Origin of the sequence: Burkholderia territorii, assembly GCF_902833055.1 — a bacterium.
GTDB classification, from domain to species: domain Bacteria; phylum Pseudomonadota; class Gammaproteobacteria; order Burkholderiales; family Burkholderiaceae; genus Burkholderia; species Burkholderia territorii.
This window is the reverse complement of sequence record NZ_CADFEJ010000021.1, coordinates 1-26,829: the sequence shown is the minus strand read 5'-3', so window position 1 is coordinate 26,829 and position 26,829 is coordinate 1. Positions and strand designations below refer to the sequence as shown.

Below are 26,829 nucleotides of genomic sequence, written 5' to 3'. Positions count from 1 at the left end.
CATGTCCCCTCCGTTGCGCCAAATCGAAACGCCGTCCACGCCGCCGGCTTCGGCCGACGTCGTCGTGATCGGCGGCGGCATCATCGGCGTTTTCACCGCGTACTACCTGGCCCGGCGCGGCGTGTCGGTCGCGCTGGTCGAGAAGGGCCGAATCGGGGCCGAGCAGTCGAGCCGCAACTGGGGCTGGTGCCGGCAGCAGAACCGCGACGAACGCGAATTGCCGATGGCGAGCAAGAGCATCGATCTGTGGGAGCGCTTCGCCGCCGAATCCGGCGAAGACACGGGCTTTCATCGCTGCGGGCTGCTGTATCTGAGCAACGACGAGGCCGAGCTGGCGCGCTGGGCCAGCTGGGGCGAGTTCGCGAAGACGGCAGGCGTGACGACGTACATGCTCGACAGCAAGCAGGCCGGCGAGCGCGGGCGCGTGACCGGCCGGCCGTGGAAGGGCGGCGTGTTCTCGCCGAGCGACGGCACGGCCGACCCGGGAAAGGCCGCGCCGGCCGTGGCGGCCGCGTTCATGAAGCTCGGCGGCAGCGTCAATCAGCACTGCGCTGCGCGCGGCATCGAGCTGGAGGGCGGGCGCGTCAGCGGCGTCGTCACCGAAGCCGGCGTGATCAAGGCCAGGACGGTCGTGCTCGCCGGCGGCGCGTGGGCGTCGTCGTTTTGCCGGCAGCTCGGCATCCGCTTTCCGCAGGCGTCGATCCGCCAGTCGATCCTGAGCGTGTCGCCCATCGAGCAGCGCTTGCCGGATGCGCTGTACACGTCCGGCGTGTCCGTGACGCGTCGCGGCGACGGGCGCTACGCACTGGCCATCAGCGGCCGCGCACGCGTGGACGTGACGCCGCAGTTCCTGCGATTCGCGCCGCAGTTCGTGCCGATGTTCGCGAAGCGCTGGCGCAATCTGCTGCCGGGCGGCCTCGAAGGGATGCGCGGCGGACACGAAACGCTGAAGCGCTGGCGGCTCGATGCGCCGACGCCGATGGAGGCGGTGCGCATCCTCGATCCGAAGCCCGACATGCCGACCATCGCCGAAACGTACCGTCGCGCCGTCGAATTGCTCCCGGAACTTCGCGAATCGACGATCACGCATGCATGGGCAGGGTACGTCGACAGCACGCCGGACGGCGTGCCGGGGATCGGCGAAGTGCCGGGCGTGCCGGGATTGATCCTGGCCGCAGGCTTTTCCGGTCATGGCTTCGGCATCGGCCCCGGCGCCGGTCACCTGATCGCGGATCTCGCCACGGGTGCGCAACCGATCGTGGACCCGATCCCGTATCGGCCGAGCCGGTTCGGCGATTCCGCGTGGGGCAAGGTCGCCGATTTCTAGTCGGCACACGGCGGCTTCGCCCGTTCGCGGGCGCACGGCATCGACTCAAGGACATCGTGTAATGAATTCATCCATCGCTTCACCGGTTCGTCATCTGAGAGAAGCCGGCAGGCTCGATCGCTTCTTCATCGACGGCGACTGGGTTGTGCCGGACGGCGGCGACCGTTTCGCGGTCGTCTGCCCGTCCACCGAAGACGTGCTGTGCGACATCCCGCTCGGTAACGCGCGCGACGCCGACCGCGCGGTGCAGGCCGCACGCAGTGCGTTCGAGCGCTGGTCGGCGACGCCACCGCAAGAACGCGCGGCGTTCCTCGACCGCATTCACGCGCTGATCCTCGCGCGTGCCGAACAGTTCGCCATGGCACTCGCGCTGGAAATGGGCGCGCCGATCGGCTATGCACGCAGCGCGCATGTGCCGCTCGCGGCCGAACATATCCGCGTCGCGCGCGACAATCTCGCCAGCTATCCGTTTCGCACCCGGCGCGGGACGACCGCGATCGTGCGCGAGCCGATCGGTGTCTGCGCGTTGATCACGCCGTGGAACTGGCCGATCTACCAGATCACCGCGAAGGTCGGACCGGCGCTCGCGGCGGGCTGCACGGTGGTGTTGAAGCCCAGCGAGCTGTCGCCGCTCAGCGCGTTGCTGTTCGCGGAAGTGATCGCCGATGCGGGCGTGCCCGCGGGTGTGTTCAACCTCGTAAGCGGCAGCGGAACGGAAGTGGGCGCGGCGCTCGCGTCGCACGCCGAAGTCGACATGGTGTCGATCACCGGGTCGACGCGTGCCGGCGTGCTGGTCGCGCAGGCGGCGGCGCCGACCGTCAAGCGCGTCGCACAGGAGCTTGGCGGCAAGTCGCCGAACATCGTGTTGCCCGATGCGGACCTGTCGCGCGCCATCGCGCCGGGCGTTGCCGCCGCGTTCCGGAACATGGGCCAGTCGTGCAGCGCGCCGACCCGGCTGATCGTGCCGCGCGGCGCGCTGGCCGACGTCGAGGCGCTGGCCGTCGCGGCAATCGAGCGAATGGTCGTCGGCGATCCGTTCGCCGAGGCGACCACGCACGGCCCGCTGGCCAATCGCGCGCAGTTCGGCCGGGTCGCGCACATGATCGATGCGGGCATCGACGAACGGGCGAAGCTGATCGCCGGCGGCCCGGGGCGGCCGGCGGGATTCGACCGCGGGTTCTACGTGCGGCCGACCATCTTTTCCGACGTCCGCACCGACATGGCGATCGCGCAGCAGGAGATCTTCGGCCCGGTCCTCGCGATCCTGCCTTACGATACCGTCGACGAAGCCCTCGCCATCGCGAACGATACGGTCTACGGGCTTGGCGCGCACGTGCAGGGCACGGACATGGAGCGCGTGCGTGCGGTGGCTGCGCGCATTCGGTCGGGGCAGGTGCACCTGAACTACCCGGCATGGGATCCTCAGGCGCCGTTCGGCGGATACAAGCAGTCGGGCAACGGTCGTGAATACGGGATCGAAGGGATGGAAGAGTACATGGAGGTCAAGTCGATCGTGGGATTTCATGATTGACGCGGCCGCAGCCCCGACTTGAACCGGTTTGCCTTGCGAGAGGGTCGAAATTGGAAAACGCCATCATCCCCGAGACGTCGTTGGACACGCATCACGCGCACTGGGCGACCTTGCGTCGCGACCTGCATGCGCATCCGGAGTTGCGATTCGAGGAACACCGGACGGCCGACGTCGTCGCCCGCGAGCTCGAAGATATGGGTTATGCGGTGACGCGCGGGCTGGGCGGCACGGGCGTCGTCGCGAGCCTGCCCGGTGCGGACCGGGGCCGTGGAATCGTGCTGCGCGCCGATCTGGATGCGCTGCCGATCCAGGAAGCCAACGACTTCGCGCATGCATCCAGCGTGCAAGGGATCATGCACGCGTGCGGGCATGACGGGCATACCGTCATGCTGCTCGGCGCGGCGCGCGTGCTGAAGGCGCTGCCGCAGTTGGCGGGCACGGTTCATTTCGTGTTCCAGCCCGGCGAAGAGGGCGGCGCGGGCGCGCGGAAGATGATCGACGACGGGCTGTTCGAGCAATGCCCGACGGAGGCGGTATTCGGCATGCACAACTGGCCGGGCTTGCCGGCCGGGCATTTCGGTTTGCGCACGGGGGCCATCATGGCCGCGGGCTCGCGGTTCAGGATCACGGTTACCGGCAAGGGCGCGCATGCGGCGCAGCCGCACCTGGGCATCGATCCCGTTCCGCTTGCCTGTTCGATGGTGCTGCAGTGCCAGACCATCGCCGCACGGCACAAGGATCCCGTGGATCCGGCCGTCATTTCCGTCTGCATGTTCCATGCTGGCACGACGGACAACGTCATTCCGGACAGCGCCGAACTGCGGGGGACGATTCGCACGCTGTCGTCGACATTGCAGCAACAGTTGCAGCGCGACGTGCGGCTCGTCTGCGAGGCGCTCGCCCGCGCGCATGGCGCGCAAGTCGACGTCGAATTCTTTCAGTATTACCCGGCGACGGTCAACACGCCGGCCGAGACCGCGCTCTGCGAAGCGGTGATTCGCGACACCTTCGGCGACGAACGCCTTCACGCCGACGTGCCGCCGAACATGACCTCCGAAGACTTCGGCTTCATGCTCGAGGCGCGCCCCGGTGCTTATGTGCTGATCGGCAATGCGCCGACGGGAGCGGCCGCGCCGGCGCTGCATCACCCGAAGTACGATTTCAACGACGACATCATTCCGGCCGGGGTCCGGTATTGGGTCGCGTTGGCGCAGCGTTACTTCAGCCGGTCGCCGTGAACGCGCGCGATGTCGCGGCGGCGGGCGGTGGAGGCACGGCGCGCCGCGGCGCGCATTCGCGAGCGGGCACGCGGCACCTGTTACGCGCGTTGAGCGAGCGCCTTCACCTGCGCGGCCGACATCGCGCAGCGATGGATGCGAAACTCGTCGATCGCGCCGTTGAAGAACGGATCGCCCGGATACTGCGAGCGTCCGATCCAGTTCTGCGCGGTCTTGCCGATTCGCCAAGGCGCGAAGATGACGTCGGCCGCCGAGCCGATTGCATTGCCGTCCAGATAGAGCGTCGCGGTCGTCGCAGAGAGCGTGACCGCGACGTGCGCCCACTGCCCGGCCGGCAGTGCGGTGTTGCCGTCGATCGTGCGTTCGCCGTGCCCGCCGTTGGTCGTGATCGCGAAACGCATCGTCCCGCGCGCGCTTTTCGGCGTGACGAACAGATAGCGTCCGGTGCCCGAACCGAAATCGAAGATGCGCGCCCACGTCTGTGCGCCGCGCCAGTTCACCCACGCCGCGATCGTGAAGTCCGATACGTCGGCGACGATGTCGTTCGGCAGCGCGACGTAGCCGCTGGCGCCGTCGAGCGACACCGCGTTGCCGATCTTCCCCGGTACGCGCGATGCGCCGCCGACGAGCGTACCTGCATGACCGTTGCCGGATGTGTCCGCGGCGGTCGTGCCGTCAATTTCGTCGAAGGGCAGCATGGTATGCAGTTGCAGTGCCGTCGACGCGGCGACTTCGACCGAATTTGCTGATTCGCCCGATGCGGTTTGCGCACTGATGACGTAGTACCAGACGCCTTGCGCGGGCGTGTCCGTGTAGGTGAGCGGGTCGACGATGCCGCTTGCCACGGTCTTGTACGGGCCGCCCGCCGTGGCGGCGCGCTTCACGTCGTAGCTGATGGCGTTCGCGATGCCCCACCACGACAACACGACCCGTCCGGCGGCCGGCCACGCGGTCAGCCCGCTCGGCGCGAGTGCGGGCGCAACGGGGTCGCGCGTGCATGTCAGCGTGCCGTAGCCGAGCTGATCGTAGCCGCCGCTCGCCTCGCCGTAGTTGCCGCCGCCGCCTTCGGGCTGGATCGCGTGCGCGAACTTCGCGGACCACGGCGCGGACAGCCCCCTGCGGTTCACGTAATGGTTGTAGACGAGCGCCCAGCACGGACGGATCGCGCCCTGGCTGGCCTTCGAGAATTGCGCTTGCGTGACATCGACGTTCGCATACGGTACGTACGGCACCGGAAGGAACGTGCCGTCCGGCTGCACGAGATTCGCCTTCGCGACATATTCGGCACCCGCGAGGAAACGGTTGTTGTCGTGTCCGTACAAGTCGATGCCCTGGTTCCACGCCATTTCGCAGATCGCACCGCCGAGCGCGATGCCGAGCGTGTTGTGCCCCTGGTCGCGGCCCGACTCCTGCCATTGACCCAGATGGCCCGGGTGCAGGTAGTAGACGGCCTGCGCGATCGCGCCGTTGCCGGGCCCGTCGATGAAATAGTTGACGGCTTCGTCGAACTTCGCGTGGTCGTCGCACAGCACGCCGATCGCCATCATCGACGCGATATTGCACAAATCCCAGTTTGCCCAGTAGTGCGTGATGTCGGTGTTGTTGTGGCGGTTCAGGAAATCGGCGTTGATCGGGTAGAACTTGCCGGCCATCATCGCCTGGAACGCGGCGAAGTCGGCGGCGGCCCAGCCGCGGTAGGTGCGCATGATCTCGCCGGCGTTCGCGAACTCGTAGCCGTAGATGCCGGCAGCGAGGTCGACGTTCGAATCGCCGGCAAGGTTCTGCAGCGTCGACGACCACGCATTCATGATCTGCACGGCCTTGTCCGCATACGCGGTGTCGCCGGAGATCTTCCAGCGCAGCGCGCACGCATACGCGGCCGCGATGTCCTTGTACAGCACCGGGTAGTTCTGCGAGCCGGTGCCGCCGCGCGTGACGACGGCCTGCGGGCGCGGCGACCACGACAACTGCGCATGCGCGTTCGCGATCAGCGTGTTCCAGCCCTCGCGCCACGGCGATGCGGCGGCCGCCACTTTCTGCGCGATTCGCTGGAAGTCGGCCTGGGTGTGCAGCAGGCCGGGATGCGCGAACGCGTGGTTCGTGGCGATGGGGGCGGTACCGGTGGCCACGCGCGCGAGTGCACGATTGCCGGTCGCGGCCGCCATGGCGCCGGTGACGCTTTCGCTCGCTTTCGTGTCGCCGCACGCGGAAAGTGCCAGCGCGCCGATGCTGTAAAGGAAGGTGCGCCGGGAAATGCGCGCGCCGGATTCAGGCCGAAACTGCGGGTCGTTCATGTGCGTGTGTCCTTCCTTGTGGGGACTCGGCTGAAAAGAAGCGGCGCCGTTCGAAATCAGTCATCGCATGACGATGCGAATTGTACCGGAAGGATCAGACTTTTCGACCACTGGTTGCCCGATCGGGCGGATGTATTTTATGGATATCGATTGCGATGCATTTGTTGATTAACATGCTAAGAATGTGGAAACAAATGGCGATTGATACGTTTGCGAGATATGATCGTCGCCGGCCGGCGCGCTGCGGGCTTTTCAGGTCTCCCAAGCGATCGATGCTCACTCTTTCATCGTGTTGTCACACGACATATGACGTGATGCCGGTTGCGTCGCACCGCGCAGGGCGGCACTGACGGGCGTCGCGTCGACATCGCGAACATGACCGAGCAGGCTTGCGCGACAGGCGACCCGGGTTGCGTGGCGCGCGGCGGTCGCGTTTTCCGTTGAACACGCGCGGCACCGGCGGACGGTACGGAGTCCGCGTCACAGGGAACGCGGGCGCGTGCATCTTCATGAAACCGCGCAATCCTCGGCCGATATCATGCACGCGCTCGAAGATCACGCAATCGAACGACGCGCACCGATGCGTGCGCGGCAGGCAGCACACGAGGCGGCAGGGCCGCGACGGCACGACGGAGAAAATCGAAACGATGGGAATTGCGACAGGGTCGGTGCGACGCGCAATCGCGATCGCGGCCGGGGGGACGTTGTGCGCGGCGGCGGGCGGCGCATACGCGCAGGCATTCGATACGGCGCCGACGGGGCCAGCCGACGCGCCGGCGATGCTGCCGAAGATCGACGTGACAAGCGAGGCCGAGCGTGCGTCGCGCGGGCTGGTCGGGTTGCGCACGGCGACCGCGACCAGAACCGACACGCCAATCGCCGAGATCCCGCAGACGACCAACCTCGTGACCGCGCAACAGATCGAGATGACGGGCGCGACCGACCTGAACCAGGCATTGCGCTATGTGCCGGGCTTCGCGACGTTCGGCGCCGACACGCGCACCGACTGGTATGCGGCGCTGCGCGGCTTCACGCCGACGCTGTATGTCGATGGCGTGCCGGCGCCGAATACGGCGGTCATTGCGAACTGGCGCGTCGATCCTTACACGATCGACTCGATCGCCGTGCTGCGCGGGCCAACGTCGGTGCTCTACGGCGCCGGTGAGCCGGGCGCGATCGTCGATGCGCATACCAAGCTCGCCGACGGCGAGCGCATTCGCGAAGCCGGCGTGCAGATCGGCAACGATGCGCGCAAGCAGACCATGCTCGATATCGGCGACACGCTGGATCCGGGCGGCAAGGTTGCATATCGCTTCGTCGGTGTCGCACGCGACGGCAACGCGGCGACCGGCCCGCGCGCCGACCGGCGCGTCGCGGTGGCGCCGTCGTTGCGCTGGCGGCCGACGGCCGACACGTCGCTGACGGTGTCCGCATCGTTCCTGCAGGATCACGGCGACATTTCATCGAACTTCCTGCCGGCGTCGGGCACGGTGCTGTCGAACCCGAACGGGCGCCTGTCGCAGGACATCTACATGGGCGACCCGGCGTTCAACGATTATCGGAAGAAGCAGTGGTCGCTCGGCTACGCGCTCGAGCATCGCATCGATGCGATGTGGACGCTGCAACAGGACGTGCGCTGGTCGCGGCTGTCGCTCGACGACGCGACGGTATTCGGCAACGGGTTCGCGCCCGGCAGTACGACCGACATGCTGCGCACCGCCGGGCTGTTCCAGCTGAACTACAGTCGGCTGGACATCGACAACCGCGCACAGGCGCGCTTCGCCACCGGCCCGCTCGAACACACGTTGTTGCTCGGCCTGCAATTCGACCGGCAGACGACGACCAACAGCGTGTGGCTCGCGCTGGCGCCGTCGCTGAACCTGTACCACCCGGTCTATCTGCCGGTGACGGCCGCGATCTTTTCAGGCCGGACGTCGCTCGGGCGTTTCGATCAGTACACGGCCATGAATACGCTCGGCGCGTATGCGCAGGATCAGATCCGCTGGAACCGCTGGACGCTCACGCTCGGCGGCCGCGAGGATCGCGTGAGCGCGCGGTTCGACGATCGGGTGGCCAGAACCGGCACGCAGCAGGACATCAGTGCATTTTCCGGACGCGTCGGGCTCACCTGGCAGGGCGACGCAGGGCTCGCGCCGTATGTCAGCTACTCGACGTCGTTCGATCCTGTGATCGGCGTGCGCATGTACGGCGGCGGCTTGCCGAAACCGACGCGCGGCGCGCAGACCGAGGCCGGGCTGCGCTGGCAGCCGCCGGGCCGGAACCTGATGCTCACCGCCGCGGTTTATCGGATCGATCAGACCAACGTCGTCACGCCGGCGCCGCAGCATCTCGATCCCACCGGCACGTCGTCCGTGCAGACGGGAAAAGTGCGTTCGCGCGGCATCGAGCTGAGTGCGGTCGGGAAGGTGACGCGTGAATTGTCGATCGTCGCGTCGTACGCTTACCAGGACGTCAAGAACGTGCAGGCGAACGATGCGTCGCTGAACAACTGGCCGGTGTCGGTCCCGCTGCCGAGGCAGATGGCGTCGCTGTGGGCGGACTGGACCTGGCACGGCGGCGCGCTCGCGGGCGTCGGGATCGGGGCGGGCGTGCGCTATCAGAGTGCGTTGGCCGGTGCGCCGGACAACTTGCTGACGGTGCCGAGCGCCACCTTGTACGACCTGGCGATGCACTACGAACTGCGTCACTGGCGGTTCGCGTTGAACGTCGCGAACCTGTTCGACCGGCGCTACGTCAGCGGCTGCCAGTCGTATGCGGTGTGCGTGTTCGGCAACGAGCGAACGGTGCTGGCGAGCGCGAAATACAACTGGTAGTCGTGATCGTCCGCGTGGGCGCGGCTACGCGTCGCGCTGCGGCTCGCGGGTGGCCGCGCGTTCGGCTGCATGGCGCTGCCGCCGCCATTCGGTCGGCGTGATGCCGAACCGTTCGCGGAACGCGGTGGCGAAATTCGCCGGCGTGGAAAAACCGATCTCCTTCGCGATGCTCGCAATGCTGAGCGATGTCGAATCGAGCAGGCCCTGCGCGATGCGCAGCCGCTCGTGCCGCAGATACTCGAACACCGTCTGCCCGAGATTGTCGCGAAACGCGCGCGACAAGCGCTTCTCGTGCGTGCCGACCGCGCGCGCCAGTTGCTCGACCGTCGGCGGATCGTTCAGCGAGCGCGACAGATGGCGAATCGCCGCGCGCACGATGATGTCGTCGTCCTTGCCGGTCGCGAACGGGGCGGGCGCCGCCTCGATGTCCTCCGTATCCGCCGGCAGCTGGCGGATCGTCCGCATCAGCTGTACACGAATCCGTGCGATGACTTCCGCCGGCTCGAACGGCTTCAACACATAGTCGACGCCGCCGATCTCGAGCCCCTCGATGCGTTCGTGCAACTCGCCGGCCACCGTCAGGAAGATTACCGGGATCGCGCGCGTCAGCGGATCGGCGGCAAGCCGGCGGCATGCGGTGAAGCCGTCCATGCGCGGCATGCGCACGTCCATCAGGATCAGATCGGGCACGAGCGCCTGCGCGCGCTCGCACGCTTGCAATCCGTCGAATGCGACGCTGATTCGGCACCCGGTGCCGCGCAGGATATCGATCAGCAAGCGCAGTTGCTCGGGCTGATCGTCGACGATCAGGACATGGGCGCGGCTCAATGCGGAGCTCGGTCGAGGCATCGTGCACCTGTTCGGGAAAGGCTGCGGAGAGCGTTCCGGCACGGCGGCTATTCCGTTCGGGAAAATCGCCGAAAGCCGCGATGCGACTTCGCGAAAGCGCATCGCACGCTCGCACCGACAAGCGGACGCCTCCGGACTGCACGGCAGGCAGCGGGTGGCGCAATACCCGGCGTTCGTTGTTCTGATCACCGGCCGATAAAAGGCGCGGATGATTGCCGGTACCGGAATCGATGCGAGCGGAATTGTAGGAGGTTATTCGGATTCGCGCCAGATGACGGGCTTCCATTCTTCATTCGTCGTTTCCGGGTTCTGTCGTAGCGCCGTCTTTTCCGTGTTTTTATCCCGTATCGGTTCTCGCGGATGCCCGAATTCACGTGCCGTCCGGGGCGCCGGCGGTCATTCGGCGTATTTCTTTGAAAATTTTAAAAACTCTCGTGTTATTTCGATCCGCTCCGGCAAAGTATTTGTCCGTCCGTGAAAACATTTTTATTAAGTGTAAATGTAGTAAATCGTTTGCGAGCACGGTGGATTTTGCGTAAACGTTTGAAAATATTGGGTTTTACAATCTATAAAGAATGTCGTCTTCTCTGATGTCGAGTGGTGTCTCATAATTCGTCCGACTTTTGAATGACGAGTGGATCGGGCGGCGCGAAAATGGCGCCGCTCTGGCAAATGAAAAGAGCGGTCGCGAAAAGGTCCACTCAGCAGCACGCGATGAAATAAATGGACGGGGTTGGTCGCGCTTAGCGCGGCATCGAATTCGGAATGCTCGGCGTAACGGGTTGAATCGCAAGAATCGATCGGGAGTGAACGCGTCCAGATCGAGTGATCTGCATTCCTTATGTATTTATCGAATGAACGAGACGGGCCGGCGATCATCCGGCGGCCCGGGGCTGCGTGCGCGCTGTCGACACGAGCGGTAGCTGCATATCGCCATCGGCCTGACGCGGCGGTGCAGCGCACGCAGTACGTATCGCACTGAAGTCGGAGTTGGAGTCGAGCTGGAAGCTGTGAATAAACGTAAGTAGTCCGTATTCAAATCGAACGCTATAAACGGAGCACAAGAAAATGAAGAGGAACCAGATCCCGGCGCTCGTCGCCGCCATGTTCGCAGGCGCAGGTGTGCTGGTCGCGGGGGCCGCACATGCAGACAATTTCGTCGATCGCGGCAACCCGGACAATGCGCTGAACGGGCAATGCATCGACGGGACCAACACGGCCTGTATCGCGACGAAGAGCGGGACTTACGTCGCCACCAGCAGCACGAATTTCACATCGGGCACGAATGCAAAGGCCGGTTCCAGCGGCATCGCGATCGGCGACCAGTCGAACGCCGGCAGCAAGAGCGGCACGAGCAGCGGCGGCGGAATTGCGATCGGCGTCGGCGCGCAGGCGCTCGCGAATTCGGCCACGGCGATCGGCACGGTCGCCCTCGCGCAAGGCAACACGGCACTCGCGATGGGCCGCCAGTCCGCCGCGATCGGCGACTACTCGATGGCGCTCGGCAACGTCGCGGATGCGCACGGCACGAGCTCGATCGCGCTCGGTCATTCGGCACTGGCGAGCGGCGATCGCTCGATTGCGATCGGCGGCGCGAATCCGACCACGAGCGACGGCGTATCGAACGGCGCCGCGTACGACGCGGCTACGCAAACACGTGCGGGCGGCACGCAGTCCGTCGCGATCGGCGCCGGCGCGCAGACGAACGACGACAACCAGGTGGCGATCGGTTCGGGCAGCGCCGGCGCGAACAACGGCGGCACACCCGTGTTCGGCGGCACGGCTGCACCGGTCGGCGGCGCCGTCTCGTTCGGCTCGATCGGCCACGAGCGTCAGCTCAAGAACGTCGCGGCCGGCGCGGCAGATACGGATGCCGTCAACGTCCAGCAACTGAAGAACGTCAACAGCGCGCTCAGTACCGGCATCGGCAACGTCGACGCTCGCGTGACCTCCGTCGGCAATGCGCTGTCGACGTCGATCGCGAACGTCGACCAGCGCATGACCAGCGTCGGCAACAGCCTCAGCACGAGCATCGTGACCGCGACGCAGAACGTCGTCAAATACACCGACGATTCGCATGCCGCGATCGCACTCGACGGCAGCAACGGCACGACCATCAGCGGTGTCGCCGCCGGTGCCGCCGATACGGACGCGGTCAACGTCGGGCAGTTGAAGGGCAGCGTCGCACCACTGCAGACGTCGTTGTCGACGGTTGCCACGAACATCACGAACCTGCAGAACAACGTGTCCGTCATCAATGCGTCGCTCAGCACGGCTGCATCGAACATCGGCGGCCTGCAGGCAGCCGATGCGCGCAACGTGAAATACGACGGCCAGAGCGGCTTCGACTCGGTCACGTTCGCCGGCCCGAACGGCACGACGCTGCACAACGTCGCGGACGGCAAGGATGCGCACGACGCCGTGAACGTCGGCCAGCTGGGCGGCGGTCTCGCATCGCTCAGCACGAGCGTGGCCAACAGCGTCAGCACGACGGTCGGCAACCTGAGCACGTCGATCACGAGCCAGATCGGCAACGCGGCGAAGAACGCGGTGCAGTACGACGACGATGCGCATGGCGGCGTGACGCTCGGTGGCCAGGGCGCGCCGGCACCGGTTGGCGTGCACAACGTCGCGGATGGCGTGGCAGCGAACGATGCGGTGAACGTCGGCCAGCTCGGCAAGGCGACCGACACGCTGAATCAGTCGATCGCCAACGTCGGCAACAGCGTGACGAAGCTCGGCGACCAGGTCGCGACGAACACCGGCAACATCGCGGCGCTGCAGCAGGATGCGCTGCAATGGAACGCGAGCCTCGGCACTTACGATGCGAGCCACGGCGGCAACGGCCCGCAGCGCATCGGCAACCTCGCGGCCGGCCGTAACGGCACCGACGCGGTCAACGTCGACCAGTTGAACGCGGCGATCCACGACGGCACGAGCCAGCTCGACGCGCTCGCCGTGAAATACGACGATGCCGGCAAGCGGCAGGTTTCGCTCGGCGCCGGTAACGGCGGGGTGCCGGTGCGCGTGACCAATGTCGCGCAAGGCGACGTGTCGGCCGGCAGCACCGATGCGGTGAACGGTGCGCAATTGCGCAGGGCGATCGACGGCACGGCGGCCGCGCTCGGCGGCGGCGCGACGGCGAATCCTGACGGCTCGATCACGGCGCCTTCGTACAAGGTCGGCGGCGATTCGTTCAACAATGTCGGCGACGCGCTGACGAACCTCGATGGCCGCGTCGCCGGCAACACCACGACGCTCGACAATCACGAGACGCGCATCGGCAACGCCGAAACCAGCATCGCCGGCAATACGACCGCGATCGCGGGGCTGCAGAAGGATGCGTTGCAGTTCGATCCGGCGCTCGGCGCATACAGTGCCGCCCGTGGAGGCGCGCCGACGAAACTGACCAACGTCGCCGACGGCAACGTCGCCGCCGGCAGCACCGATGCGGTGAACGGCGGCCAGTTGTACGGCGTGAAGTCCGACCTCGAGCAACGCATCACGCAGGTGTCGAACCAGGCCGGCGACGCCGTGAAGAATGTCGTCAAGTACGACGTCGACGGCAACGGCAACCGGCTGAACTCGGTGTCGCTGATCGGCGGCAACGCGAACGCGGCAGTCGTGCTGAAGAACGTCGCGGCCGGCACCGACGATACCGACGCCGTGAACGTGAAGCAGTTGAAGTCGGTGCAGTCGAATCTCGACCAGCTCGGCGCGCTCGCGGTGCAGTACGACGACAGCTCGAAGGGCGCGATCACGCTCGGCGGTGCGGGCGGCACACGCATCACCAACGTGAAGGCCGGCACGCTCGGCGCGACCAGCACCGATGCCGTGAACGGCTCGCAGCTCTACGCGACGAACCAGCAGGTATCGAAGAACACGACCGATATCGCCAACCTCCAGAACAACGTGACCGACATCGCGAACGGCAAGGCGGGCCTCGTGCAGCAGCAGGATCCGAACGGCCAGATCACGGTCGGCAAGGATTCGGGCGGCACCAGCGTCAACTTTTCCGGCACGGCGGGCGACCGCGTGCTGAGCGGGGTCGCGGCCGGTGTGAACGCCAACGATGCGGTCAACATGGCGCAGTTCAACGACGCGCTGAAGACCGCGGCGATCAACGACAAGGTCCGCGCGGCGGCGACGGATGCGAACACGTCGTGGATCGCGCGCGCCGATGCGGGCTCGATCGGCTCGACGGCGACCGCCACGGGCAAGAATGCAGTGGCGGTCGGCCAGGGCTCGATTGCCGATCGCGACAACTCGTTCTCGGTCGGCGCGAAGGGCAGCGAGCGCCAGGTCACGAACGTGGCGGCCGGCACGGCACCGACCGACGCCGTGAACGTGCAGCAGCTGAACGACAATCTCGGCGCCGCGTCGGCGCAGGCGAAAGGCTACACCGACCAGCGGATCGGGCAGGTGTACAACGCGTTCAACGACCTGAAGAAGGACATGTACGGTGGCGTGGCTTCGGCGATGGCGGTGGCCGGGTTGCCGCAGCCGACGGGGGCGGGGCGTTCGATGGTGTCGGCGGCGACTTCGAATTATCACGGGCAGCAAGGATTCGCGGCCGGGTATTCGTACGTGACTGAGAACAATCGTTGGGTCGTCAAGGCGTCGGTGACGGGGAATGCGCGGTCGGACTTCGGTGCGGTGGTCGGGGCCGGTTACCAGTTCTGATCGGGGCTGAACGGCGTTGAAAGGCGAACGCGGCGGGCACGGGGATGTCCGCCGCGTTCGATACGCCGATGGTGCGCGGTTTCGATAGATCACTCTTCACGCGCGTGCCGGGGGAGGATCCAGAGCATCCGCCCGACCGCTTCGGCCTGGTTTCGGGAATGTGTCTTCTCGTAGATCGCACGCAGTTGCGTGCGAACGGTCGAGAGCGACACGCCCGCGATGGCCGCGCATTCCTCGGGAGTCTTGCCGCCGATCAATGCTTCGGCGACGGCGGCTTCGGCGCTCGTCAAGCCGAATGCCTGCCGCAACTGTTGCGCAACGACGAGCGGTGCGGCGCTGCGGCGTCTCGCGGTGATCAGGATCGCCGCGTCGCCGAGTGCGCCATCGCGTATTTGTCCGGATAACGAAGCAATGCAGAGAAAGACTTCGTGTGCGGCGCTGACGGTGCCGGCCAGAGCAAGGTTCTCGCTTTTGCGGGTCCTGGCGACACGTGTTACCGCTGCCTTGAGTGCGTCGTTCTGCGGCGCGCTCGTCGCGCTCAGATGGCCATGCTCGAGCTTGAGGCACGTGGTGGCGCGCAACAACGCTTCTGCCGCCGCGTTGACGTATACGACGCGCGAATGCCGGTCGAGCGTGAAGATGGACAAGCCCAGTTCTTCCATCAATTCGTTGCCGAGCGCGGCGTCCCGACGCAGCACGCGTGCATCCTGCCAAAGGTTGATTGCGCGTTGCAGATGCCCGGCCATGCCCGTCAGATTCGCGCGCTCCTCCGACGAATAAGGCGGTCGACCGTACGCTCGCAGCAAGCCGAGCAGGATGTCGTCGCTGCCGGGGCGCGCGAAGCGCATTCCCATCAGATAGCGAATGCCCGACGGAATCTGATAGTCCTGAAAGAATTCGCTGCGCTCGACATCGCGTTCGGTCAGATGATCCTGGCAGCAAACAAATTCGCCGAGCGGCGCATTCTCGACGAAGCCGCGGCGCGGATCGAGTGCGCCGTAATACTGGTCGTAGAGTGCGACGATCGAATCCAATTCAGCGCGCGGCGAATAGATCGAGAATTTCGGGGCGTTGCGCACGGCGTCCCAGCTGAACATATGAAAGACGTTTGCGCCGAGCGATTCGGATACCCGATGGAATACTTCGAGAAAACCATCCGGGCACAGGGCGGCCTCGTAGAGGTCCCCGATGAGCTGGTCCCGTTCCATGCTGCCCCCGCCGCGTAATGATTTCGTATGCGGATTTTGTCTGACGATACTGATTCGAACGCCTGAATTGTTTTCAGGCTAGCACAGGTCATTTGCTTTTCGTACCGCATTGTTACGGACTTTCATTCACCTGAACGATGATCGAAGAAATCGACTTTGCGAGAATTCCAGTCAGCGTGCATGCGCGTTGCGTATCGCGCCTGATATCCAGAAGACTCTCGGGGGGAAAACAATGAAACTCAAACCTGTCGCATGGGGTATCGCAGTGCTGGCGCTGTCTGCTTGCGGAGGCGGCGGCGGTTCTTCTTCATCGCCATCCGAGCCCGGCGCACAGACGGTCAGCGGCGTCGCGGCAGCCGGTGCGGCCATGCAGGCCGCGACGATCAAACTGGTCGACGCCACCGGCAAATCGGTCGACTGTCCCGCCGATGCCGCGACCGGCGCGTTTCATTGCACCGTGACCGGGCTGACTGCGCCTTTCGCGTTGTCCGCTTACGGCAACGTCGCGGATTCGCAGGCCACGCTGGTCGCACTCAGCGCCACGGCCGGCACGCAGACGATCAACATCACGCCGATCACGAATGCGATCGCCGCCACGATCATCGGCGACAACCCGACGAAGCTGCTTGCCGACACCGCGCTGCTGCAGAGCAAGGTCACGGCTCAGACGGTGACCAGCACCGTGCAGGCTTACTCGTCGGCACTTGCCGACCTGCTGACCGCAACCGGCAATACGGGTGTCGACCTGATTTCCGGCCCGCTGATCGCAGGCGGCCCGGGCCTCGACCGGCTGCTCGATCAGGTGAAGATCAACGTGCTGCCGGATGGCGGCGTTCAGATCAGCTCCGTGGCGGGCGCGTCCAGCGATACGCCGGTGCAGCTTCAGCTCGCGCCCGGTGTCACGCCGCAGCCCGGCGACAAGGCCAGCCTGCCGGCCTCCGCGACGCTCAACGGCACGGTGGTGACGAACCTGCCGAGCGCGAGCGACCTCGCGGGATTGCGAGACGCGCTCAATCAGTGTTTTGCCGGTTCGACCGGCGCGGCGCGCGCGGCCGGCAACGTATCGGCGTGCGGCCGGATCTTCGTCGATGGCGTCGCGTCGGGTGCGCTGAACGCAGGCGTGCCCGCCGCGTACCTCAACAACGGCATGTCGGTCGACCAGGAGTTCGGCGCGCATGCCGGCGGCACGCCGGGCATCGTGGCCGACGATGCAATGAACAATGCCAGCTTCAGCTTGCCGGAAGTCATCCGCGTCGTCGCCAGCGACACGATGTGGGTCAAGCTCGCGTGGACGCGCACCGACGGCATTCGCGATGGCATGCAGCAGCATGTGCAGCTCGCGGTGATGGCGAGCAGCCGCGCGAGCGGCGATACCGGCTGGCGAGTGGTCGGCAATCAGCGCGCGGTGCTGAGCAAGGTCAACGCGAACGCGCAGAAATGGGACTGGCTGAATCCGGCCAATCCGTCGACGGGGACCAATGCGTTCGTCGATTCGCTCAACCTGCAGGTGGGCACCGTCGATGCGTCCGGCACTCCGGTGGATTTCGCGATCGTCAATGGCCCGGGATTGCGCAACGGCGTGTTCCTTCAGCCGTCGAGCGGCACGTGCGACACGCTGAACATCCGCGCGCAGATCGCGAGCGGACAGACGCCGGCACAGCTTGCCGCGCTGACGAAGAATGCACTGTGCCGCAACAATTTCCGCCTGGCCGGCGTCGCGCAGGACGCGGCCAACCAGGGCCTGTTCACGTGGCCCGGCGATGCGCCACGAAACAACACCGCGTGGGCGAAGCCGCGATTGAGCGCTATGGAGCTGGCCGACATCAAGCCATTCAGCGCCTATACGATCGACATCTACCAGAACGGCGACACTTCGGCGCCGGCCAGGCATTACACGGTCCGGCTGCGCACGCCTTCGCCATCGCCCGACGCGCTGCGCCAGTATGCATGGCACGATCTCGCGCAGTCCACGCGCGACAGCCTGACACCGGGCACCGCCGGCACGTTCGCGGGCGGCCGGACATTCCCGCTGAGCTGGACGTCGAAGGCGGGGTTGCCGGTCGCCAAGCGCGGCAACGTGCAGATTCGCGCGACCGCGTCGGGGCAGAGCGCGGCGACGTTCGTCAGCGGTTCGGCCCAGGCCGCGCCGGCCGTGCCGGGAGCGGCGGTGACGCTCAATGTGCCAAGCGATCAGGGCGTCGCGTTCCCGTCCGTGGCCGGTTGGACGGGCGTTACCGACTTCTCGTTCGTGAGCCTGAGTTGGTCGGACACGGTCGACACGGTCTTTACCGAGTCCTTCGAGTACGACCGGTGACGAGTGGCGGGCAGATAGGCGCGGTGTGAAGGGCCGGCGGGGAGATTCTTGATCCCGCCGGCTCGTTTTGCGTCACGGCATAGCGAGATGGTGCACGCCATCTCCTGAACGGTCTTCAGGCAACAGCGGTTTGCGTGGTATCTCGCGATGAGTTTGCACTACTCACGATAGTCGTGTTCGTGCATGTGTTCGCGTTCGTGCTCATGCTCGCGCCACGGGTCATGTTCGTGCGGATGGCGATGCATCCACGCGTCGTGTTCCCAATAGCGATGGCCGTCCCAGTAGCGGTCGCCGTGCATGCCTATCGTGACCGATACATCTGGCGCCGGGGACGGCTCTTCATGCCTGGGCTGCGGTGCCACGTAGACTTGCGCGAAAGCCGCGCTGGCTGTGACGAGTGCGCTGCTTGCCACGAGTGTCGCCAGAATCCGGCGGTTTGCAATTGTCAGGGGTTTCATTGCGTTGTCCTCCATTCAATACCTGACGACGCGCATGATTCGTTCCCGTGCGGAGTGGCAGACACTTCGCTGGATGCATCAACGACGCTATCCGCGTCGCTTCTCAGCAGCGCCGATCCGATGGTCGAAGGTGGGATGTCATCGATCGCTCAATGGCATGCTCTGAAGAACAAATAGTAGGACTGCAGACCATTGAGATTCGGAGAGAGCATGCATGCAACAAGAGGCAACGATGCAATCGGGATTTGCGTTCCGATCAGAAAGGGAAAGACTTTCATTGAGTTGAAGTGAACTGGATGGACCCGGGGAAAAGTCAGACCCAATGGGAATTCAATCTTGTGATCAATGGAGTGAGAGCGCCCGTCCCTGTACCCGAAGGCGCGCTGCGGCACCTTGCGCAACAGTGCGGAAACTGCGCTGGCGGTGTTAGCCGGCGCCGGATCGGCGCGTGGCACCACGCATCTAACCGATGCGGTTGTAACCGGTTTATCTAGCGGTCGTACCAATTCAATGGAGACGTCCGCCGAACAGGCCAAGCAACCCGATGATGATCAGGTAGAGCGCGACGATGTAGTTCAGGAGGCGGGGTATCACGAGGATAAGAATGCCGGCGATCAGTGAAACCAGCGGGCCGGCGCTAGTGAGTGTGTTCATGCTTCCTCCGCAAGATTGAAAGCGAGCGGCAACGACCTGCCTTGCCTCCAGCGCCCGTCACAGGGCGGCCCCGAGGCACGCCTTCCACCGCCAACTCGCTGTCCACGAGCGCGAACGCATCAACGGTTGCAATCGGCGTGCCTGCACCGACGTTTCATCGTCATTCCAGGCACCGAACCGCTCGCTTGCATCGGCGCATCGTGCTTGTGCGTGGCCGAGGGTCTGCTTCACGAATTGAATAGCGGGAGTGGTCTGCGCAACCGACGAGCGACGGGGGCGGGGAGAACCGCTCGTTGACCCGAATCAATCGGCCGGCTTGCTAACATCGAACGCGAGCCGTCGATATGAACCGGCCGCCGTCATCGCATCCTGAAAACGTCTGTCGTCACATGACAAACGAATTCCCTTGTGCGAGAATCCGCCGAGAATTTGGCTTACCAACCGTTACACCCGCAGCGGATCGTCGGATCGGAAAAATTTGCGTATCAAGATTCCGAACGAAAGATATTCACTGCCAGAAGCGTCTGCGCCATGCGGCCGGACCATTAAACACAATCGCAATGTCTACAGCCTGACGAGGGCGCGGCAATCATGAGCATCGCGATCCTGAGAGTCCGGCGGAGCGCCATTAAACATGTACTATTGTTGCATCAATTTGCGCTTCCACGCGCCTCATGCCTCGGCGTCGCTCGACGCGGAGTTCCGACGGCGAACGCTCGCCGGCAATGGCCTTGAAGAGGGCGCACGCTTGCCGTGCGCACGTGGTCCATCCGTGTGCGCGTCGATTACAGCGGTTTGATATTTCCCCTTGGGGTATGGAGCCGGGCGCCGCACGGCTGTTCCTCTGCCGCAGGCATTGTGTCCGTGTGACGGGAATATGCGTGGGCGGTCCAGGTGCACCACGAAGACCCGGCCGCGCATTGCGCGTGTGCCGTGCGATGGCATGCCCGATGGCGACGTGACGATGTGGCCGCGCCCCCATGCCGATGACGAGGATGACCCCAGATGCGTGTGTTGATAGTCGAAGATGATCCCGTTCACGCGAAAGCCGCGGCGCGGGTCGTGGAACCGCTCGGACACGAAGTGGTTGAAGTGCGTGATGGCGCGGCGGCGCAGGCACTGTTGCGCGCGGAGCCCTTCGATCTCGTGATGCTGGACTGGCTGCTGCCCGGCATGAGCGGTTTCGAAGTGCTCTACTGGATTCGCCGCACGCTCGGCGTGTCGCCGGCCGTGCTCTTCGTGACGAGCAAGGCACTTGAAGACGACATCGTGCTGGCGATGGACGCCGGTGCCGACGACTACATCACGAAACCGTTCCGGGTCGCCGAACTCGCGAGCCGGGTCAATGCGCTGCTGAGGCGCTCGACGCGCGATATCGACCACTCCGGTCTGATCGGGGCGGGCCAATACGTGCTGAATTCGCAGGAGCGCACGATCCTGCTGCGCGGTGTGCCGATCAAGCTCACTCCGAAAGAGTTTGATCTCGCCGAACTGTTCTTCACCAACATCGGCAAGTTGTTGTCGCGCAAGCTCGTCTGCATGAGCACGTGGGGACGCGAGCTCGATCCTGATTCCCGCACGCTCGATACCCACATCTACCGGATACGGCAAAAGCTGGAACTCGGGCCCGGGAACGGTTTGCGCCTGAGTTCCGCCTACACGCATGGTTATCGTCTCGAAGTGGTGCATCCCGCCCGCGATCACGCCGGCGCGTCGCCGCACCAGGTTTCGCTCGCGCAGCCCGCATCGCCGCCCCCGCTGACGCCTGCAGGATTCGAGTGTGAGTGAAACCGTCGTCAACCCGCGCGCCTTGCGATGAGTTGCATCTGATGCTTGCCGACAACTCACGTGTGCCCGGCGATTTCGTGCGCGAATGCGTCTTGACGGGGTCAGTCGTATTGCTGCTGTGCGCGGCGCTGACGATATCCGGCGTGCTGCGTCGCGCCGACCTGTTCTTCTTCGACGTCGTGCAGTCGCTGCTGCAGCGGCCGTCGCCGCAAAAGATCGTCCTGGTCGCCATCGACGGCGCAAGCGCAAAAGCGCTTGGCGGATGGCCCGTCAAGCGAGCGGATTACGCGACGCTGATCAACCGGCTGACCGCTGCGGGTGCAGCTGCCATCGGCCTCGACGTCGCATTGACCCATCCGGGCAGAATCCTGCCCGCCGGCGATGCGTGGCTGGCCAGCGCGATCGAGCGCAATGGCCGCGTGGTTCTGCCGGCAGTGGTGGACGACGACGACGGGGACGGCGTGCCGAACGTCGTGACGCCGCTCGAGCCGATTGCGCGCGGCGCATTCGCGATCGCGCAGGTCAACGCGGCGCCGAACGCGGACGGCGTGTCGCGCAGCTTCTATCTGCGCGAAGGTCCGCCGAACATCGACTACGAGCATATGAGCGCGTCGCTGCTCCGCGCGAGCGGCGCGCGGTTCACGGAGTGCGATGAGCCACCGGCACGACACGCGACTCGCTGGACGAGTGCATGCCGCCGCTATGTTCCGCTTGGTTCTGCCCCGTCGTATCACACCGTCCGTTTCGTCGATGCACTGGAAGGCCATATCGATCCTGGCTTGCTCAAGGACGCGATTGTGCTGATCGGCCCGACCGCGGGCACCGCGGACACGCACTTCATCACGCCGGGCTGGGAGCCACCGTCGCGTGCCGGCGTCGAATTCGTCGCGCAAGCCACTTATGCGCTCGCGAGCGGATCGCTCGTGCGCATCGCATCGTGGGCCGTCCAGTCCCTGTTCAACCTGTCCGTGTTGCCGTGGCTGTGCGCAGCGCTGTGCGCGCTGGGCCCACGCGCCGCGTTGCTTGCCTGCACGGCCGCCGCCGTTGCCGCATGCGCGATGTCGCTGCTGCTGCTGAAGACAGCGCATCTGTTCTGCTTTCCGGCCACTTCGGTCGCCACGTGCGTGCTTGCGTACGCGCTCAATGCGTGGCGGCGACAGGAAACATTGCTGCGCTATCTGACCCGCGAAGCGGAACGCGCGATCGCGGACCCGAGCCTGCCCGGAGACGTCCCCTCCCACACGAACGCAATCGATCCGTTTCGTCGACGGGTGATCGTGATGACCGCGATGATCGCGCGCCTGCGGCGCTCCGCGCATTTGATTTCCGAATGGATGAACAGCCTGCCGGAAGCCACGCTCGTCGCTTCCGGCTCGGGCGCGGTAATGCTGGCGAACCGTCGGGCACTCACGTTGTACGAGACGGGAGCGGCGCAGCGCCACGTGTCATCGCCCGCTACCGGCCGCCATGCGGCGCAGGTGCTGCGCGACATGACTGCTTCCGACGACGCAGCGCGATACGTGCAGCGCGCGCTGCAGACGCTGGCCAAATCCGCCGGCATTACGGCGTCGAGCGAACCTTCCGCACCGATGGACGGTCTCGAGATCGTCGACGAGAAACAGCGCTCGTTGCTGGTGAAATGCGCGATCGTGCCCGCGCACGAAGCAAGCGACGCGATGCTGATCTTTCACGTGGCGGACCTCACGCCGATGCGCGCCGCCGAACGCCAGCGCGATACCGCGTTGCGCTTTCTGTCGCACGACATGCGTTCGCCGCAGGCCGCGATCCTCGCACTGATCGAGCAGCGGCGCGAAGTGCCGGCTGCATTGTCCGAAGCACGGTTTACCGATCTCGTCGGTCATTACGCGCGGACGACGCTCACGCTCGCCGACCAGTTCCTGCTGCTCGCTCGCGCGCAGGCGCGCTCGCCGCAAGCGACGGAAGTCGATATCGTGCCGCTGCTCGGCGACGCGACCGATGATCTTTGGGCACATGCGAGCGCGAAACGAATCAAGATCCGGCTGATCGCGGAACCGGAGATGCTGATCATTGCCGATGCGTTGCTGCTGCGCCGCGCATTCGTGAATCTGATCGACAACGCGATCCGGTTCAGCCCGGAAGGAGCAACCGTGACCGTCGCGGCAGACGAAAGCGAAGAACGCTGGCGCGTGACGGTTGCCGATACGGGTATCGGCATCCCGGATCGTCAATTGCCCGACCTGTTCACCGAGTTTTTCCGCGTCGACGCGAGCGGGGCGACCGCCGGGCATGGCCTCGGACTCGCGTTCGTCAAACAGGTGGTCGACGCGCTGGGCGGAGAAATTCGCGTCGAAAGCGCCATCGGACGCGGGTCGGTATTCACGCTGCTGCTACCCCGAAATACCTCTTCCCGCAACGGTTGAAAATCGGCCGGGCTTCACGGCACGCGATCCGGCGATCTTGCAGCTTCATATCTTCAAGAATTTGCGCCATTTTCGATGTGGACGCTTATCCGCATCGACGGGTGGCCCGTTGTTTCTTCGTTGTGAAAAACGACAAAGACATCCGAAGCGATGTGTCCGATCGTCGGCCGAGAACCCCGGCATCCCCGCCAGAACGGCGCTCGCCGGCGATCGTTTGCTTTGTTTACATTTCCGTCACAATTATTCAGATTTACTCTCTCTCGCCCGCGAATACGTTTCCTTTATTCTATGGATCAACGGGTTCCTGCTCGTTTCGATTAATCAAATTCGGCTGTAAAAAGGCAAAAAAATTCGGTTGGCTTTATTAATTATTTGCGCCATTCGAATGGAATGCGTTGATCGAAATTTTCTCGTCGCAAGATCCGTTTCCCGATAAATACAGTTTCAGACGGCACGACAGACCTTCTGCGCACCCGGCGTTCCTGGCTGGCTCGGCGCGTGGATGGCGCGCGCCGCTTACCGGCAGAAATCCATGAATAGAACTTACCGCACTGTGTGGAATGCGGCACGCGGCGCAATCGTCGCGGTATCCGAACTCGATCGCGCCAACGGCAAGGGCAAAGCAGGCGAGCGAACGGTTGCGTGCTGCACCGGCGCGTCGGCCGCGCTCAAGTCCGTGACGCTTGCCGTGCTTGGCAGCATGGCGATGTGGTCGGGCGGCGCGGCGGCGCAGGTGGCGATTTCCGGTACGAATTGTCCGGGATCGGCGACTGCGACCACCAATAACGGCATCGCGATCGGCTGCGGGACGAACGCGGCGCTGGCGAGCGGCGAGATCGCGATTGGCGGAAACGTGACGGCGAGCGGCGTCAACAGCACGGCGGTCGGCATCTTTTCGCAGGCGTCCGCCCAGGCGGCATCGGCGTTCGGTACGTCGGCGAACGCGAGTGGTTCCAATTCCGCCGCGCTCGGGCCCGGCGCGAAGTCATCAGGGGCTTCGAGCGCGGCAGTCGGTCCTTTCGCGAATGCGTCCAATGCAGCGGCGTTTGCGGGCGGCAATGCAGCGTCCGCGTCCGGCTCGGCTTCCGTAGCGATCGGATCTCTGTCTTCGGCATCCGGCGACAATTCGGTCTCGGTGGGCCAAAGTGCGGTTGCGGACAGTCTTGGCAGTGCCGCGGTCGGCAGCGGCGCGCAGGCTACTGCATCGGGCGCCGTCGCGTTCGGTAGCAACTCCGCTGCGTCGAGCGCCAACGCGATTGCCGTCGGCTACCAGTCGACGGCCACCGGCACCAACTCGATGGGCCTGATGACGAACGCCATCGCCAGTGGCACGCAATCGATTGCGGTCGGCACCAACAGCCGGTCGTCCGGGACGTCCTCCGTTGCGCTCGGCCCTACGGCGCAAGCGACCAATGCAGCCGCGACCGCTGTCGGCAACGCCGCGAAGGCAACCGGCAACACGGCGCTCGCGATCGGCGGGCAGGCGCTCGCGAGCGGCGATGGCACCGTTGCGGCGGGGCAGGGCGCAGGCGCGGGCTCGACGACCGCCAACACCGGTTCTGTCGCAATCGGTGTCGCAACGGGCACGCTCGTGAGCGGTGCGCAGAACACCGCGATCGGCGGCGGTATCGCGAGTGCGATGCGCGGTGCGGGATCGGGCGTCACGGGCACGCGCAACGTCGCGCTGGGCAGCGGCGACGGCACCGTCACCTACGACGGCACGCTCGCGGCTTCCGCCGGCAGCCTCGTCTCCGGCAACGACAACGTCGCCATCGGCACCAATGCGGGCATCGGCGTCACTGCAAGTGGAACCACGTCGGTCGGTCTGAATGCGAATGCATCTGGTACGAACGCAATCGCAATGGGCGTAGGTGCTCAGGCGAGCGGCGCGAACAGCCTGAGCATCGGCACGGGCAACGTCGTCAGTGGTGCGAATTCCGCCGCAATCGGTGATCCGAGCACCGTCACCGGCTCGGGTTCGTATTCGCTCGGCAACAACAACACGATCAACTCGAACAACGCGTTCGTCGTCGGCAACGGCGTCTCCCTGCCCGCCGGCCTCGACGGCGCCGTCGTGCTCGGCAACGCGTCAACGGTGTCGGCCGCCGTGCAGACGCCCAACGCTGTCATCGGTGGGGCCACGTACAACTTTGCCGGCGGCACACCCGCGGCCGGCGACGTGGTGAGCGTCGGTTCGACCGCCGCGCCGCGTCAGATCCAGAACGTAGCCGCGGGCCGAGTCAGCGCAACGTCGACCGATGCGATCAACGGCAGCCAGCTCAATGCGTCGAATCTCGCGATCGAATCGTTGTCTACGTCGACGGCATCGAGCATCACGTCGTTGTCCACGTCGACTTCGACGGGGATCGGCTCGCTGTCCACTGGCCTGAGTTCGGCCAACAGCGCCATCGTGTCGTTGTCGACATCGACGTCGACGGTGGTCGGCTCCCTGTCCACGGGTATCGGTTCGTTGTCGACCGGCCTGAGCACGACGACCAGCACGATCACGTCGCTGTCCACCGCGACGTCGACCAGCATCGGCTCGTTGTCCACCGGCCTGAGTTCGACCAATAGCTCGATCACGTCGCTGTCGACCGGCCTGTCGAGCACCGATAGCAACCTGACGTCGCTGTCGACGGCCACGTCGACCGGCATCAGTTCGCTGTCGACGAGCCTGAGCTCGATCACGAACAACAACACGAACCTCGGCAACAGCACGGCCGGGGCGATCGGCGGCGGTGCCACCTACGATCCGACGACCGGCACGATCTCGGCACCGTCGTATGTGACGTACAACAGCGACGGCTCCACGACGATCAACAACAATGTCGGCTCCGCGATCGACAACATCAACGCGAACGGCATCAAGTACTTCCACGCGAACTCGACCGCGCCGGACAGCCAGGCGCTCGGCCTCGACAGCGTCGCGATCGGCCCGAACGCGATTTCGCGCGTGGGCGGCAGCATCGCGCTCGGCTCGGGCTCGGTGGCCGATCGCGCGACGGTGCCGGCGTCCGGGATCATCCGCAACGGCAGCGCGTCGATTCCTTACGATACGACCGATCAGACGCTGCTCGGCGCGGTGTCGGTCGGCGATGCGACGAGCAAGACATATCGCCAGATCACCAATGTCGCGGACGGCACCGGCCAGCAAGACGCGGTGACGGTGCGGCAGTTGACCGGCGCATTGCAGTCGTTCGCGGTCACGGGCCAGAAGTACTTCCACGCGAATTCGACGGCGGCGGATTC

Annotated in this window: 15 protein-coding genes; 10 read left to right on the top strand and 5 right to left on the bottom strand. The window is 65.2% G+C overall.

The window, feature by feature from the left end:
- The first annotated feature begins 1 nt into the window (after window position 1).
- The 3 genes from HW466_RS26200 (at window position 2) to HW466_RS26190 (ending at window position 4,096) form a co-directional block, all read left to right on the top strand.
- Window positions 2–1,327 carry an NAD(P)/FAD-dependent oxidoreductase gene (locus HW466_RS26200; protein ID WP_059502341.1) on the top strand — a complete coding sequence of 442 codons (1,326 nt, stop codon included), beginning with the start codon at window positions 2–4 and terminating at the stop codon, window positions 1,325–1,327.
- 61 nt (window positions 1,328–1,388) lie between these two features.
- Window positions 1,389–2,858 (top strand): aldehyde dehydrogenase family protein, encoded by a 1,470-nt coding sequence (locus HW466_RS26195; protein ID WP_151003751.1) that lies wholly within the window; start codon window positions 1,389–1,391, stop codon window positions 2,856–2,858.
- A gap of 50 nt (window positions 2,859–2,908) precedes the next feature.
- Window positions 2,909–4,096, top strand: a complete 1,188-nt coding sequence (locus HW466_RS26190; protein WP_151003753.1) for a M20 aminoacylase family protein — start codon at window positions 2,909–2,911, stop codon at window positions 4,094–4,096.
- A gap of 80 nt (window positions 4,097–4,176) precedes the next feature.
- Here the strand turns inward: HW466_RS26190 and HW466_RS26185 are convergent, their stop codons facing one another.
- Window positions 4,177–6,390 (bottom strand): LamG-like jellyroll fold domain-containing protein, encoded by a 2,214-nt coding sequence (locus HW466_RS26185; RefSeq protein WP_151003755.1) that lies wholly within the window; start codon window positions 6,388–6,390, stop codon window positions 4,177–4,179.
- A 647-nt stretch (window positions 6,391–7,037) separates the two neighbouring features.
- Between HW466_RS26185 and HW466_RS26180 the strand changes: the two genes are divergently transcribed.
- Window positions 7,038–9,224 (top strand): TonB-dependent siderophore receptor, encoded by a 2,187-nt coding sequence (locus tag HW466_RS26180; RefSeq protein ID WP_151003757.1) that lies wholly within the window; start codon window positions 7,038–7,040, stop codon window positions 9,222–9,224.
- Window positions 9,225–9,248: 24 nt separating this feature from the next.
- Here the strand turns inward: HW466_RS26180 and HW466_RS26175 are convergent, their stop codons facing one another.
- Window positions 9,249–10,073, bottom strand: coding sequence for a response regulator transcription factor (locus HW466_RS26175; RefSeq protein ID WP_151003759.1), 825 nt, complete (start codon window positions 10,071–10,073; stop codon window positions 9,249–9,251).
- Between the two features lie 208 nt (window positions 10,074–10,281).
- Between HW466_RS26175 and HW466_RS26170 the strand changes: the two genes are divergently transcribed.
- Together HW466_RS26170 and HW466_RS26165 are read left to right on the top strand one after the other, a co-directional pair.
- Complete coding sequence (locus tag HW466_RS26170; protein ID WP_151003761.1) at window positions 10,282–10,551, top strand: hypothetical protein; 270 nt, start codon at window positions 10,282–10,284, stop codon at window positions 10,549–10,551.
- Window positions 10,552–11,141: 590 nt separating this feature from the next.
- Window positions 11,142–14,756: a YadA-like family protein gene (locus tag HW466_RS26165; protein WP_151003763.1), complete on the top strand. Its 3,615-nt coding sequence runs from the start codon at window positions 11,142–11,144 to the stop codon at window positions 14,754–14,756.
- A gap of 89 nt (window positions 14,757–14,845) precedes the next feature.
- Here the strand turns inward: HW466_RS26165 and HW466_RS26160 are convergent, their stop codons facing one another.
- The gene (locus HW466_RS26160) at window positions 14,846–15,964 is read right to left on the bottom strand and encodes a helix-turn-helix domain-containing protein (RefSeq protein WP_151003765.1); all 1,119 of its coding nucleotides are present in this window, start codon (window positions 15,962–15,964) and stop codon (window positions 14,846–14,848) included.
- A gap of 232 nt (window positions 15,965–16,196) precedes the next feature.
- On the opposite strand from HW466_RS26160, the gene HW466_RS26155 reads away from it, so the two are divergent.
- Window positions 16,197–18,278, top strand: a complete 2,082-nt coding sequence (locus HW466_RS26155) for a hypothetical protein (RefSeq protein WP_151003766.1) — start codon at window positions 16,197–16,199, stop codon at window positions 18,276–18,278.
- A gap of 158 nt (window positions 18,279–18,436) precedes the next feature.
- Here the strand turns inward: HW466_RS26155 and HW466_RS26150 are convergent, their stop codons facing one another.
- Together HW466_RS26150 and HW466_RS26145 are read right to left on the bottom strand one after the other, a co-directional pair.
- Complete coding sequence (locus HW466_RS26150; protein ID WP_059769561.1) at window positions 18,437–18,736, bottom strand: hypothetical protein; 300 nt, start codon at window positions 18,734–18,736, stop codon at window positions 18,437–18,439.
- Between the two features lie 507 nt (window positions 18,737–19,243).
- Entirely contained in the window at window positions 19,244–19,390 is a 147-nt protein-coding gene (locus HW466_RS26145) for a DUF3096 domain-containing protein (protein ID WP_081053198.1), read from the bottom strand.
- Between the two features lie 1,005 nt (window positions 19,391–20,395).
- On the opposite strand from HW466_RS26145, the gene HW466_RS26140 reads away from it, so the two are divergent.
- The 3 genes from HW466_RS26140 to HW466_RS26130 all read left to right on the top strand — a co-directional run.
- Window positions 20,396–21,178 carry a response regulator transcription factor gene (locus HW466_RS26140; protein ID WP_151003768.1) on the top strand — a complete coding sequence of 261 codons (783 nt, stop codon included), beginning with the start codon at window positions 20,396–20,398 and terminating at the stop codon, window positions 21,176–21,178.
- A gap of 41 nt (window positions 21,179–21,219) precedes the next feature.
- The gene (locus tag HW466_RS26135; RefSeq protein ID WP_151003770.1) at window positions 21,220–23,580 is read left to right on the top strand and encodes a CHASE2 domain-containing protein; all 2,361 of its coding nucleotides are present in this window, start codon (window positions 21,220–21,222) and stop codon (window positions 23,578–23,580) included.
- Window positions 23,581–24,082: 502 nt separating this feature from the next.
- Window positions 24,083–26,829 (top strand): ESPR-type extended signal peptide-containing protein (locus tag HW466_RS26130; protein WP_151003772.1); only part of this gene is annotated, 2,747 nt, incomplete at its 3' end.

Excerpts from the sequence above, each read along its gene's own strand:
- HW466_RS26200 (WP_059502341.1), top strand. The coding sequence starts at position 2 with ATGTCCCCTCCGTTGCGCCAAATCGAAACGCCGTCCACGCCGCCGGCT.
- HW466_RS26195 (WP_151003751.1), top strand. The coding sequence starts at position 1,389 with ATGAATTCATCCATCGCTTCACCGGTTCGTCATCTGAGAGAAGCCGGC.
- HW466_RS26185 (WP_151003755.1), bottom strand. The coding sequence starts at position 6,390 with ATGAACGACCCGCAGTTTCGGCCTGAATCCGGCGCGCGCATTTCCCGG.
- HW466_RS26180 (WP_151003757.1), top strand. The coding sequence starts at position 7,038 with ATGGGAATTGCGACAGGGTCGGTGCGACGCGCAATCGCGATCGCGGCC.
- HW466_RS26175 (WP_151003759.1), bottom strand. The coding sequence starts at position 10,073 with ATGCCTCGACCGAGCTCCGCATTGAGCCGCGCCCATGTCCTGATCGTC.
- HW466_RS26170 (WP_151003761.1), top strand. The coding sequence starts at position 10,282 with ATGATTGCCGGTACCGGAATCGATGCGAGCGGAATTGTAGGAGGTTAT.
- HW466_RS26165 (WP_151003763.1), top strand. The coding sequence starts at position 11,142 with ATGAAGAGGAACCAGATCCCGGCGCTCGTCGCCGCCATGTTCGCAGGC.
- HW466_RS26160 (WP_151003765.1), bottom strand. The coding sequence starts at position 15,964 with ATGGAACGGGACCAGCTCATCGGGGACCTCTACGAGGCCGCCCTGTGC.
- HW466_RS26155 (WP_151003766.1), top strand. The coding sequence starts at position 16,197 with ATGAAACTCAAACCTGTCGCATGGGGTATCGCAGTGCTGGCGCTGTCT.
- HW466_RS26150 (WP_059769561.1), bottom strand. The coding sequence starts at position 18,736 with ATGAAACCCCTGACAATTGCAAACCGCCGGATTCTGGCGACACTCGTG.
- HW466_RS26145 (WP_081053198.1), bottom strand. The coding sequence starts at position 19,390 with ATGAACACACTCACTAGCGCCGGCCCGCTGGTTTCACTGATCGCCGGC.
- HW466_RS26140 (WP_151003768.1), top strand. The coding sequence starts at position 20,396 with ATGCGTGTGTTGATAGTCGAAGATGATCCCGTTCACGCGAAAGCCGCG.
- HW466_RS26135 (WP_151003770.1), top strand. The coding sequence starts at position 21,220 with ATGCTTGCCGACAACTCACGTGTGCCCGGCGATTTCGTGCGCGAATGC.